The 13,859-nt window shown below is 47.7% G+C and carries 8 protein-coding genes; 5 read left to right on the forward strand and 3 right to left on the reverse strand.

Translation table 11 applies throughout. The features are described from left to right. Positions 1–24: 24 nt before the first annotated feature. Positions 25–3,372 carry a BapA/Bap/LapF family prefix-like domain-containing protein gene (locus ACJJI3_RS10195; RefSeq protein ID WP_444942346.1) on the reverse strand — a complete coding sequence of 1,116 codons (3,348 nt, stop codon included), beginning with the start codon at positions 3,370–3,372 and terminating at the stop codon, positions 25–27. A gap of 275 nt (positions 3,373–3,647) precedes the next feature. Between ACJJI3_RS10195 and ACJJI3_RS10200 the strand changes: the two genes are divergently transcribed. Together ACJJI3_RS10200 and ACJJI3_RS10205 are read left to right on the forward strand one after the other, a co-directional pair. Beyond that, positions 3,648–5,207: a carboxylesterase/lipase family protein gene (locus tag ACJJI3_RS10200; RefSeq protein WP_444942347.1), complete on the forward strand. Its 1,560-nt coding sequence runs from the start codon at positions 3,648–3,650 to the stop codon at positions 5,205–5,207. 10 nt (positions 5,208–5,217) lie between these two features. Further along, positions 5,218–5,766 (forward strand): histidine phosphatase family protein, encoded by a 549-nt coding sequence (locus tag ACJJI3_RS10205; protein WP_444942348.1) that lies wholly within the window; start codon positions 5,218–5,220, stop codon positions 5,764–5,766. 42 nt (positions 5,767–5,808) lie between these two features. Here the strand turns inward: ACJJI3_RS10205 and pepN are convergent, their stop codons facing one another. Further along, complete coding sequence (gene pepN, locus ACJJI3_RS10210; RefSeq protein WP_444942553.1) at positions 5,809–8,439, reverse strand: aminopeptidase N; 2,631 nt, start codon at positions 8,437–8,439, stop codon at positions 5,809–5,811. A gap of 517 nt (positions 8,440–8,956) precedes the next feature. On the opposite strand from pepN, the gene ACJJI3_RS10215 reads away from it, so the two are divergent. The 3 genes from ACJJI3_RS10215 (at position 8,957) to ACJJI3_RS10225 (ending at position 12,660) form a co-directional block, all read left to right on the forward strand. Next, a complete protein-coding gene (locus tag ACJJI3_RS10215; RefSeq protein ID WP_444942349.1) occupies positions 8,957–11,947 on the forward strand; it encodes an intermembrane phospholipid transport protein YdbH family protein in 2,991 nt (996 codons plus the stop codon). Positions 11,948–12,128: 181 nt separating this feature from the next. Next, positions 12,129–12,323 carry a YnbE family lipoprotein gene (locus tag ACJJI3_RS10220; RefSeq protein ID WP_282931815.1) on the forward strand — a complete coding sequence of 65 codons (195 nt, stop codon included), beginning with the start codon at positions 12,129–12,131 and terminating at the stop codon, positions 12,321–12,323. 10 nt (positions 12,324–12,333) lie between these two features. Further along, positions 12,334–12,660, forward strand: a complete 327-nt coding sequence (locus ACJJI3_RS10225; RefSeq protein ID WP_282931814.1) for a YdbL family probable chaperone protein — start codon at positions 12,334–12,336, stop codon at positions 12,658–12,660. 92 nt (positions 12,661–12,752) lie between these two features. Here ACJJI3_RS10225 and rpoS read toward each other — a convergent pair whose 3' ends face one another. After that, a complete protein-coding gene (gene rpoS, locus ACJJI3_RS10230) occupies positions 12,753–13,799 on the reverse strand; it encodes an RNA polymerase sigma factor RpoS (protein WP_444894557.1) in 1,047 nt (348 codons plus the stop codon). Positions 13,800–13,859 lie beyond the last annotated feature (60 nt).

The raw sequence follows: 13,859 nt of genomic DNA on the forward strand, positions 1-13,859 counted from the left end.
TAAGTTAATGAAAGGCTATCTGATCTAGGTGTCACTCAAGCCATTTTGTTGCCACATATCTCCAACAGGATCTTCAAACGCCGCTGCATTATCTGTCGCTGTCAGGGCATCAGTGCCACCAACCATGCCACTGGAATCTAAGGTCGGGCTCACACCCTCCTCATTTTCACCCGACTCAAATACCTGAGCATCTTCACTCGTTGACTCAAGTAGCTCATCGATTGACAGGTTAGAACCGGCACCCAGCATACCTTCGCCCGCATCTGCAGTAACGTCGATATCGAGGAACCCATCAGATCCAACGGTTGAATCAGAACCGATATTGATGATGGTGATATCAATATCAATGTCGATATCAAGGTTGATATCTATGTCGATATTTATATCGATGTCTACATCGGCATCAGCGTCTGCATCAGCGTCTGCATCAGCATCTGCATCAGCGTCTGCATCCGCGTCTGCATCAGCGTCTGCATCAGCGTCTGCATCAGTGTCTGCATCAGTGTCAGCGTCTGCATCTCCATCGGGCACCCAAGCGAACAACGCATCGGACGACGTTCCAGCTTCGCTATCGAGAGCTTCTACATCGCTGTCTTGAAGTTCACCAGGCTCTTGCGAATCCGATCCGATATTGATGATGATAATATCAACGTCAATATCAATATTGATGTCGATATCAATATCAATATTTATGTCGATATCGACATCTGCATCTGCATCTGCATCTGCATCTGCATCTGCATCCGCGTCAGCATCCGCATCTGCGTCAGCGTCGGCATCCGCATCGGCATCGGCATCAGCATCAGCATCAGCATCAGCATCAGCATCAGCATCAGCATCGGCATCAGCATCAGCATCAGCATCAGCGTCGGCATCCGCATCAGCGTCGGCATCCGCATCGGCATCCGCATCGGCATCCGCATCGGCATCCGCATCCGCATCGGCATCGGCATCGGCATCGGCATCCGCATCAGCGTCGGCATCCGCATCCGCATCCGCATCCGCATCCGCATCCGCATCCGCATCCGCATCAGCGTCGGCGTCCGCATCGGCATCCGCGTCGGCATCGGCATCCGCATCGGCATCCGCGTCGGCATCCGCGTCGGCATCCCCATCGGGCACCCAAGCGAACAACGCATCAGACGGCGTTCCGGCACCGCTATCGAGAGCTTCTACATCGCTGTCTTGAAGCTCACCAGGCTCTTGAGAATTTGATCCGATATTGATGATGATAATGTCAACGTCAATATCAATATTGATGTCAATATCAATATCAATATTTATGTCGATATCGACATCTGCATCCGCATCCGCATCAGCGTCTGCATCGGCATCCGCATCCGCATCGGCGTCAGCGTCGGCGTCGGCGTCGGCATCCGCGTCAGCATCGGCATCGGCATCGGCATCGGCATCGGCATCAGCGTCGGCATCGGCATCTGCGTCAGCATCCGCGTCGGCATCAGCATCCGCATCGGCATCCGCATCCGCGTCGGCGTCGGCGTCGGCGTCGGCATCAGCATCCGCGTCAGCATCGGCATCGGCATCTGCGTCGGCATCAGCGTCAGCGTCAGCATCAGCATCCGCATCGGCATCCGCGTCGGCGTCGGCGTCGGCGTCGGCATCCGCATCCGCATCGGCATCCGCGTCGGCGTCGGCGTCGGCATCCGCATCCGCGTCAGCATCAGCGTCTGCATCGGCATCGGCATCGGCATCAGCATCCGCGTCAGCATCGGCATCGGCATCGGCATCCGCGTCGGCATCCGCGTCAGCATCGGCATCGGCATCGGCATCGGCATCGGCATCTGCGTCAGCATCCGCGTCGGCATCCGCATCGGCATCTGCGTCGGCATCCGCGTCGGCATCCGCATCTGCGTCGGCATCAGCATCAGCATCTGCATCGGCATCCGCGTCGGCATCCGCATCTGCGTCAGCATCCGCGTCGGCATCAGCATCCGCATCTGCGTCAGCGTCGGCATCGGCGTCAGCGTCGGCGTCAGCATCGGCATCGGCATCGGCGTCAGCGTCGGCATCGGCATCGGCATCGGCATCGGCATCCGCGTCAGCGTCGGCGTCGGCATCCGCATCCGCATCCGCATCCGCGTCGGCATCGGCATCGGCATCCGCATCCGCATCCGCATCGGCATCGGCATCGGCATCGGCATCGGCATCGGCATCCGCATCAGCGTCCGCATCGGCATCAGCATCAGCATCAGCATCAGCATCAGCATCAGCATCTGCATCTGCATCTGCATCGGCATCGGCGTCGGCATCCGCATCCGCATCAGCATCGGCATCGGCATCGGCATCGGCATCCGCGTCGGCATCGGCATCGGCATCGGCGTCGGCATCAGCATCCGCGTCAGCATCCGCGTCAGCATCGGCATCGGCGTCGGCGTCGGCGTCGGCGTCGGCATCAGCATCCGCGTCAGCATCGGCATCTGCGTCGGCATCGGCATCGGCATCGGCATCGGCGTCGGCGTCGGCGTCGGCGTCGGCATCAGCATCCGCGTCAGCATCGGCATCAGCGTCGGCATCTGCGTCAGCATCCGCGTCGGCATCAGCATCCGCGTCAGCATCGGCATCCGCATCCGCGTCGGCATCCGCATCCGCATCCGCATCCGCATCCGCGTCAGCATCGGCATCGGCATCGGCATCGGCATCTGCGTCAGCATCCGCGTCGGCATCGGCATCGGCATCGGCATCGGCATCAGCATCAGCATCCGCGTCAGCATCGGCATCCGCATCGGCATCCGCGTCGGCATCCGCATCCGCATCCGCGTCAGCATCCGCATCCGCATCGGCATCCGCATCCGCATCCGCATCCGCATCCGCATCAGCGTCCGCATCAGCATCAGCATCAGCATCAGCATCAGCATCAGCATCAGCATCAGCATCAGCATCAGCATCTGAGTCAGCGTCGGCATCAGAATCAGGAATAAAAAAACGATCGCCGTTATTGTCATCGTCATCACTAGCCGCAACAGCTATAACAACAACTCCAAGGGCAATTAATGCTGGAATCCACCAAGAAAAACCGGGATTGGCCGGCGCTGGTGCGGGATAAGATGCACCACCAGCCGCAGCAAAGGCGGAGATTAAGTCTCCATTAGAAGCTAACATAAGAGGCTCTTCAGCCCCTGTTAGCACTAGCTCACTATGGTCACCTTCTTCATCTAACAGGTAAAACCCTGAAATAATGATGATTTGACCGGACTTTAAAACAATAACAAGGTCTACTCCGTCCTTGGAAAAAGACGCAATATCCTCAGGATCTGCGGGCATTTCGACAAGACCAGGAGAGGTCAAAGATAGCCCTTCCAGTGATCGCTCGTCGATTGAGCCCGTGGATTTGTCAAAGATTTTCGCAATCATGCTCTCACCAACTTCAAACGGTGCAACTTCCTAAATACACAGTTCATGGCCTGAGCTTAAAGACGGAAAATACCCCACTTTGAGCCCATCCGTGACTAGATTCACTAATACATTGCCTTACTAATTTCCCTCCATAAAAAAACAATTACGCCAGTACGTTTTTACGCGCACTACTTTTGTATGGACGTAATTCAAAACGTTTTCAAGGAGGAGTTAGGCTGCGGCAGGAGAAAAACAGTTTTCGTGCTAACTTCAGCAAGATTAGGAAGTTACAAATGACTACAGACCCGGAAATTGGCAGGCACTTAAACAAAAAGCCTACCCCCGTTGTTGATACGCCTGCCGGGCCAATCATCGGAACCACAGATGAAGAAACTGGCGTATATAAATTCTTGGGTATTCCCTACGCTCTCCCCCCTGTAGGGAATTTACGTTGGCTACCACCGCAAGAGTTGGACCGCTGGAAAAATCCTTTCCAAGCGCATAGCTTTGGTTCACCAGCAGCGCAAAACTCATCCACCCTAATGGAAGTTCGAGATCAAAACGGGAATCTTCCTGAAAGGGAGGAATGCCTCTATTTGAATGTATTCTCTCCCGCAATGTCGCAAGGAAAAAAGCTGCCAGTAATGTTTTGGGTTCATGGCGGCTCTTTTTACATGGGATCAGGATGCCAAGAAATTTACAATGGTAAATACTTGGCAGCTAGCGGTCGGACAATTGTTGTCACTATAAACTACCGCTTAGGCGCCCTGGGATTTCTGCGCCTAAAGGATATTAGTGATATACCATCAACCGGCAATGAAGGGCTTTTAGATCAAATAGCCGCCCTACAATGGGTTCGGAAAAATATCTCAGCATTTGGCGGAGATCCAAACAATATCACTCTTTTTGGCGAATCAGCCGGGGCAATGAGTATTGCCTCCTTACTTGAAACTCCACAATGTAAAGGCCTTATACGGCGTGCAATTGTCCAAAGTGGGCACCCAAGAGCCTCTCACTCCCAGCAAAGCGCTAACCATGTTGGTAAGACTTTCATTCAACAATTTGAGAAAATCTCTGGTGGCATCTCACTAAAAAATTGTCCGACCAAACTTCTTCTGAAAACCCAAAAAGCAATACTCTCTGACACGTCTATGACAGCAAAATGGGGGCAACTGCCATTTAAACCTGTCGCAGACAGGGAACTTTTTTCCCCTGAAAAAAAGCTCTCCCCGACACACCAAACATCCCTTTTGTTAGGGAACAATTTGGAGGAATGGAATCTCTTCAGCGCGATAAACCCTCAAAGCTTTAACATGGACTACCGGCAAATATGCACTCATCTCGAATGGCTTATCCCAGAGTCCGAGTTAAAGCCCCTACTCAGACATTACTATCAACTAGCAAAAAAAATGACAGACAATCCCTGGCCAGAGTGGAGTCGAGCCTGGAACCTTTTGCTCACTGATATGGTATTCACCTTGCCTGGGCTGAGACACCTACAAAGTCATCAGGGGGAAAACTATCACTATCACTTTGCACAACCTCTCGCCGCACAGCCTTTACTAGGGGCCTGTCACGCCGTTGAGCTTGGTTATGTATTTGGAACCCATAGCGATCAGTCCTTGAAAACACTATATGGTGCTGAAGAAAACCCCCATTTATTAAGTGCCTCAATGCAACAAGCTTGGCTGAATTTTGCTGAAACAGGGAAACCCGGCAATGATTGGCCAGAGTTTTCAGGAAAACACAGTAAGCGATTTGGCAATCATCCCTCAGCCAGGGCGTTTAATTCACCAGAGCTTCTCAGTTTATGGCAACATATACCCGACGATAGGTTGAATGGTTATCTTTAGGCTGGCATAGATGGCAAGAATTTTTTTAATCAGGCATGGAGAAGCAGCGAAAGGGGAGCACATCCCCGATCCAATACTCACAGACGAAGGTTACAAGCAGGCAGAAGAGCTAGCCCTAAAACTTTCCACACTCGAGAAAGTTCAATTAATAAGCAGCCCCAAACTCCGTGCACAGCAAACAGCAAAGCCCTTGGCCGAAGTTTGGGATATAGAGGTTGTAATTGAAAATGCAGTGACGGAAATACCTACACCAGAGGAAATACCCAAAGCTCAACGCCTAACCTGGTTACGAACATTACTTACTGGAGAGTGGGACCCCTGCGACAGAGAACAAAAAGATTGGCGCGATGGAATAATCAGGTATTTGGAAAGTCTTTCAGAGGACACCTTTATCTTCTGCCATTTTATGGTCATCAATTCAGTTGTTGCACATATCCGAAACCACCAAAAAGTACAACAGTTTAGGCCCGACTACACTTCAATCACTGAGCTAAAAAATGATGGAAACAAGCTACATTTAGTCCAGCTAGGCGAAGAAAAAGATAACAAAATTCTATAAGAAAATGGGGTATGTCCAGCATACCCCAAGCGGGCATTTATTTTAAATCAAGCTTTTGCTGACTACCTCAAACAAATCCTTAGATAGGTCTCCCGAATCAGCAATCCTTTGCAGGGCAACTTTCATCTTCTCACCCAGGCTACCAGAGTATTTTTTCCAACGTGTGATCGGTATAACCAGTCTTGCTGAAATTTGTGGATTTAGCTTGTCCAAGGCCAGAACCTGATCGGCAACAAACTCAAACCCGCTACCATCGCTCTTATGGAATTGCTTAAAATTACGATTAGCAAAACCACCTATTACAGACCTTACTTTATTGGGGTTTTTCATTTCAAAAGCAGGGTGATCCATAAGTGCACGAATATTTTCCAATGTACCGCGCTTGGGACTACAACTCTGCTGACTCAGCCATAGTTCTACGACTTGAGTATCGGTTTTCCAGCGCTCATAAAATTGCTCAATCAACGCCCTGGCTCGATCTTCCGGTGCATGATTAATAATAACAGCGAGAGCCTCCGCACTATCTGTCATATTACTAGCGCTCTCAAACTGAACCTGGGCTATATTTAACGCCTCCTCAGTTTCTGTTATGCACATATAGGATAAACAGGTATTTTTAAGTCGTCTTTGCGCAATATCTAACGCATTCGGGCTATAGGGCGTAGTCGTATTCAATTCTAGATAGCGCGTGCGAAATTCATCAAATAATTCACCTGCAATTACCTTCCTTACAAATTCCCTCGCAACAATTATTGCTTCCGCATCAATAGATGATGACTCTTCAGCGATAAACTGCTCGCTGGGCAACTGCAAGATCTCTGCAACCAGCGCTAGATCGAGATCAACATCCTGTAAAACCTCTTTATAAGCACTAATTAAACTTGGTTGTACCTGTAGCTCCTCACCTTTACGAAAAGCCACCTGAAGCTCACACAAAGCATTTAATGCTAGGCGCTGACTTGCATCCCAGCGGTTAAACGTGTCCTTATCCTTCCTCATTAAAAATTGAAGCTGCTCATTACTATAGTTGTACCTTATTTTTACTGGAGCGGAGAAGCCTCGCAGCAATGAGGGTAAAGGCTTCTCCGCAAGTCCGGAAAACTCAAAAGATTGCTCATCTTCTGTTAACTGTAAAACAGTTTCAGTATCACCCTGCTCATTGAGTACAAGCTCTGCGCCATCAGCCCCCAGCAATCCAATTCTTATTGGTAAGTGGAAAGGTAACTTCTCTTCCTGACCTGGCGATGAAGGGCAAGACTGGCGAATAGTTAGACTATAAGTGCCATCAGTTTCATTAAAGCTATCTGTCACATCAAGTATCGGCGTGCCTGCTTGGCTGTACCAGTTGCGGAATTGCTTCAGTTCAACCTTGTTAGCATCTTCCATCGCCTTGACGAAATCTTCACAGGTTACCGCGCAACCATCGTGCCGCTGAAAGTACAAGTCACTTCCTTTGCGGAACCCTTCTGCACCTAAGAGTGTATGAATCATCCGTACAACTTCCGCACCCTTTTCATAAATTGTCAGAGTGTAAAAGTTTGAAATTTCTATATAAGAATCTGGCCTGATAGGATGGGCCATAGGGCCGGCATCTTCAGCAAACTGGGTAGTACGCAAAAGGGATACATCTTCAATACGCTTAACCGCTCGGGAATTAAGATCAGCGGAGAACTCCGCATCACGAAATACGGTAAAACCTTCCTTCAGACTCAACTGAAACCAATCCCGGCAAGTAACCCGATTGCCGGACCAGTTGTGAAAATACTCATGTCCTACAATAGACTCAATCCGCTGAAAAGCTGAATCCGTTGCTGTTTCCGGGCTAGCGAGCACACAGGCCGAATTGAAAATATTTAATCCTTTGTTTTCCATAGCCCCCATATTGAAATGATCAACAGCAACAATCATAAAGATGTCTAGGTCATATTCCTTTCCGTAAGTTTCCTCATCCCAACGCATCGCATTTTTAAGTGAGCGCATAGCATGATCACACTTCCCAATATTTTTCGCTTCCGTAAAGATCTGTAACTTAACCTTTCTACCAGAGGCTGTTGTGAAGCTATCTTCCACATGCTCCAAGTCCCCGCCTACCAACGCAAATAAGTAAGCCGGCTTGGCGAATGGATCTTCCCAAGTTACAAACTGACGACCATCTTCATATCTACCCCTTTCAACTTCATTGCCATTTGAAAGTAGTACTGGGTGGTCCATCGGCGCGACGATGGTGGTGGTAAATTTGGACATAACATCCGGCCGGTCAGGATAGAAAGTTATTTTTCTAAACCCTTCAGCTTCGCATTGGGTGCAATACATACCATTAGAGAGATATAATCCCTCTAGAGATGTGTTTTCCTCCGGATTTATCCGATTGCGGATTTCCAGCAGAAATTCTGGTTTCTCTACAGGGATAGACAGGCCCTCAGGTAGAACCTGATAATCAGATTTAGACAACAAAACTCCATCCAAAGAAACCGAAAGTAATTCCAGCTCGACACCATCCAGCACTAAAGGCGGCAGCCCTGCACCCGCTTGCGGATTTCTGCGAATATTCAAACGAGATTTGACCAAAGTTGCCTTGGGTTCCAGCTCAAAATGTAAATCAGTAGCATCCACCAGGTAATCTGGTACTTGATAGTCTTTCAGGTAAATGGTCTTTGGCTGGCTATCTTTCATTATTGAAACACCTTCAGTCATTCTATGCCCTTCCGGGGCAGTATGAATTCGATTAATTGGACCAACAATATCGTTACCCGGGCTAATACTATTTATCACCCAAGTTAAAAACCGGACTATAGCTTCCCAGCGCGATTGGTGCCACGCATAGATAAGTTAGATTACTGCTTGCCCTTGCAGCCTTGCCCACAGCCACTCTTGGCACATCTGCCTCCACAAGCACAGAGGTAACATCGACGGAGAAGGCAAAAACTATCAGTGCGCCACCTTAAATAGATTAACGCTATATAATAGTGGTCGATTATATACCCATATAGAGCACTTACTGTCTGCCCTACCCCACAGCACAGTAGATACTGACCAACATGGTGAGAAATTGCAGCCAGTATAATTATCCAATCTGGTAAACTCGTCATAAGGTAGAAGTAAGGAAATAAAGTACTCCTACTTCGCCCTTTCGTAACGAATAATAGATTTAAGTTTGAGCTAATCTCTTGCGGGAATTCCGAGGTTCAGTGTGCGTAAACTCCGTATCTCCATCATAACTCTATCTTGTTTTTTAGCTGCCCTCATAGCAGCTAGCTGGTGGAAAAAGGATATCGTTGCCTCTCAGCTAATCAATATTTTCTCAGGAGAGGTAGTTATTCAGGAGCTGACAGGACTACGACTGGGTTTTAAAGAAGTTTCTATCCAGGAAGTTCGCCTAAAGTCCAGTGTAAATAGTATTATCCTCCTCGAGGGAGTAAAAATTGTCTATCCTTTCCATATTATTTATGACCGAGATAACACTCAAAAAATTGAACTATCAATAGAAAAGCTAACCAGGAGCATGGAAGCTGAAGATATCGTTACCAAAGCCCATATCGACGAGCAGCTCCCGGAAAATAATGTCAAGACAAATAATACATTATCGTTAAGTACCCTAAGCCAAAGTCTAACCCGCTTTTTGCCAGGCAAGATATCTGTTAAGCAAATAGTACTCGATAGCCAATTGATTGGCGGTCCACTAAATATAGCTCGCGACAACACAAAAATTCATGCCGAGACTCCCCTTAAACACCCCCAGTTTGGCGAGCTTAATTTATATTTTGAGGCTTATTTAGGTTTGTCAGAAATCAAACTAAAACCCAGAATACTAACTAACAACTCAAAGATTCTGTCTGAAGCTGATATAACTATTGCTAAACTAGAAACTGACACATGGGTTTTAAACAGTGAACTTGTATCAGAGCTGGAATCTATAGCCCCACTGATAGAGATATTTGAACCTAAAGCTAGCTCCACAACTAAGCCGACAGTATCAGGCAAAATTATAGCTACCACCGCGATTAGCTTGCCAGACAATCTGCTATCCATTTCAAGCTACCGAGAAATTGACATTCAACTTAATGGCAATGATCTAAAGGCCACAATCCCATACGCTCAACCAAACTCCAATATAGAAGCCAAATTATCTATAAGCAATCCAATAAAAATAACACTTGAATCACTATTTCCGTTTAAACCTCGACATATCAAGGGGAGTGGCGAGCTTGATATAGCTTTAGGTACTGATAAAAACACCAATACCCCGCTATTAAGTGCGGACTTTAGCTCGAGCACATCGGCGACATCTCCCGAATTAGATATCGAAGGTACTTTTCATCTAACAAGTGCAAATACTATAGTTAATTCCCCCCTATATCTCAGGCACTTGCCAGCACTACCTATAGATAGTGTTAATGGAGATGTGGCATTTAAGGGTAAACTTCAACTTAGTTCGCTTAACAATATTAACTCTCCAGAAGTAAATAGCTTTCAATTAGAATTGATACCAAACCAAACTATTCAATTGGATATTTCAGCTTCCACATCAGGAAAAAACTCGCCTTTAATTACTACTGGATTACATCAGAGCAAGATACAGGCAAGCATTAAAGATCTTATCTCCATTACAGGTGACCTGACCAATCCCAACCAAAGAGATATTAAGGTCGAACAAGGATCTCTAACTGCAACGATACAAGGCTCCAATGGGGACTCGACAGTACAGTTAACCGCTAGCGACATACAATGTCACTTCTCTGACATCAGTGCCTGTAACTTTGACCTAAAGACAAAAATACCCCAACTTTATGAGCGATCCAGAGAATTAGCAGTTACTAATTTGAGTTCAACTGCCAAGGCAAAGATTGAAAGCAATCTTAAAGGTCAAAAATTCACGCTAGAGAGCATTAAAGTATCTGGAGAAAAAATAGCAACCAAAACATTGGCGGCTGACAGGGTAAACTTAGATATACCAACAGTACACTGCGAAGTAACAGAACCTACAATCTGTACTCTCCCAGAAATAAGCAGTCAGTTTGGAATTATCAACACCGAGCAATTTTCCCTTTCTGGAGACCTCAATTTTCTTGATAGTATTGTTACCATCAAAAATGGTGCTACAGCGCTGGACAGTGAATTTAATAGTAACAATTTAGAGATTGAGACACCGGAAAAGTACAAGGTTAACTCTTCAGCCAAAGGCAAGCTATCCCTGCAACACAATAAGCTAACAAGTCATAGTCAAATTAAAGCAGGTGCAATTGAAATTGATTTAAGCGGCTCTTACGACTTATCAAAATCCTCAGGTGGAGTTGAATTTACCGTTCCTGAAGTTACCTTTAGTACGGATCGCTCTCTAAACGATACGATCCAGGGCCTTCCCCTCAATATCGTCTCGGGTAGACTTTCTGCCGGTGGTTCTGTGTCTTTGCCCTCCCAGTCCAAAGATAGTATCCATGTTTCATTGGACGATATTGCAGCAACCTATAAAGATAGTTTTGCCACCGGAATCAGTGGAGATCTAAAAGTAGAAAACGAAGATGGGCACTGGATCACACCTACAGCATACCCACTATCGATAGAATCTATTAACGCGGGCTTACCAGTGAAAAATGTCCAGTTATCACTGCAACTGGACAAACAGAAAGATATTACATTGCATAATTTTTCTGCTGATTTTTTGCAAGGCAAGGTTACTTCATCAGCCCTTATTTGGAATCTCGCTGAAGAGACTCGAAAAAGCATTGTACATGCACAAGGTATTTCTCTAGGGGCTTTAGCTCAGGAGACGGACTCAGAGAACTTTGAGGCCAGCGGGCTAATTAATTTGGAAATCCCCATTGTAACGGGGCCTGAGGGTATCACTGTGGAAGCCGGCCACCTTCAGGGTGAAGCTCCAGGCGGACGCTTGCGCTACTACGGAGCCTTCTCTCCGCAGATGCTGGCAAGCAACCCCCAACTCAAGTTGATAGCCAATGCATTGGAAGATTATGAGTTTCAATCACTGGAAGGCAGCATAGACTATCCAGCCAGCGGAGATCTCCAACTACAGCTAAAGCTGGTTGGGCGAAGTGAGGCTATCGATTCTGATCGAGACCTGGTGATCAACCTGAACCTGGAAAACAATATCCCAGACATGCTGCGCTCATTGCAAGCCAGTCGTGATTTGACTGAAACCCTGGAAAAGCAGCTGGACCAATAGGTCAGGAGTGAAGTAGCCTTTATTGGTATGTACAAGCCTGCTTGGTTCATTACCGGTTAAGGTTGACTCAATAAAATACTTGGGTCTGCCGGCATCCAACTCACCTGCTGAACCAGGCAGGTAACACGGGCTAGGTACAAAAAGTAAAAGGGTACCAAAGAGGTACTGTGAGGAGTGTCAGATGAAAGCCAGCCGACTGATTCCTATGGGGCTGCTATACGCTATGGTTGCTACAGGGTGTACACCCACTGTAGCGGTAAAGGCTCCCAGTGAGCCAATTACAGTAAACCTGAATGTGAAAATTGAGCATGAAATTCGGGTCAAGGTCGACAAAGACCTGGACAACCTGTTTGAAGACAAGGAAGGGATTTTCTAAGGAGGCAAATATGAAGACATTAATGAAAGCCTTTTTGGCACTGAGCTTATTAATCGCCCTGCCTGCAATGGCAATTTCCCTAAATGAAGCCAAAAGTAAGGGACTGGTTGGTGAAGCCAATAGCGGATACATCGCTATCGTAGATGCCAGCTCACCAGAATTGGAAAAGCTGGTCAAAGAAGTGAATGCCAAGCGAAAAGCTGCTTACGCTCGAATCGCTGAACGCAATAAAATTGATATAGCCCAGGTGGCAACACGCGCCGCTGAAAAGTTGGAAGCACGCTTATCACCTGGAGAATACTACCAGGACAATCTGGGACGCTGGGTCAGGAAGTAACTCGTAGCCCGAAGACTTCAGCTCAGTAAGAAGAGATGATAAAAAACCCCACAGCCAGAAACTGGCAGTGGGGTATTATCAAGGAGTAGAGGCTACAAATTGCCAAATAGTGAATGCCCGTCGAGCCCCTGCTTCTCCATAACCTCTCTTAAACGTTTCAGTGCATCCACCTGTATCTGCCTGACCCGCTCCCTGGTGAGACCGATTTCACGCCCTACTTCTTCCAGGGTGCTCGCTTCAAAACCGCGCAAACCAAACCGCCTAGAGACCACTTCACACTGCTTGTCAGGTAACTCTCCCAACCAGCGGTTGATGCTGTCAAAAAGGTCCCTGTCCTGTAAAAGCTCTGCTGGGTCAGATTCCTGCTGATCGGGGATGGTATCTACCAAGGTCTTCTCAGAAGAGGGCCCAATGGGAGTATCTACAGAAGTAACCCGCTCATTGAGCCCCAGCATACGCTCGACATCTTCGACTGGCTTCTCAAGGAGGGTGGCAATTTCTTCTGCAGATGGCTCGTGATCCAGCTTTTGCGCCAACTCTCGAGATGCACGCAAGTACACGTTTAACTCTTTCACGACATGGATGGGCAGGCGTATGGTCCGGGTCTGATTCATTATGGCCCGTTCTATCGTCTGACGTATCCACCAGGTGGCGTAAGTGGAAAAGCGAAAACCTCTCTCTGGATCAAACTTCTCAACTGCTCGAATCAGGCCCAGATTGCCTTCCTCAATAAGGTCCAGCAGTGCCAAACCTCGGCTAACGTAGCGGCGAGCAATCTTTACAACAAGGCGAAGATTGCTCTCGATCATTCGTTTTCTTGCCGCAGCATCTCCACGCAAAGCCTTGCGCGCGTAATACACCTCTTCTTCTGCGGTCAATAGGGGGGAGAATCCAATTTCATTGAGATAGAGTTGAGTAGCGTCGAGATTTTTCTGCAAATGGCCATCGCCATCCAATCTACAAACTCTACTTTTCTCTGCCTGGGAGGGTGCGGAACTCTTTTTAGCCGCAGATTTCCGCGTGCGACTAACACCTGCTTCAGTTGAACCTAATTTCTGCTCATCATTTTCAACGTCTAACTCAGGAGGAAAGTCTTCTGCCTGGCCAGTCACAGACTGGTCTTGCCGTTGTGCTTCCATTTCCCCTGCTCCTTGTACTTTGCCAATTTCAGCCGCACAACACACTCGTGCATTGATAAC

It is taken from the genome of Microbulbifer maximicatervae (SeqCode) (assembly GCF_052466985.1).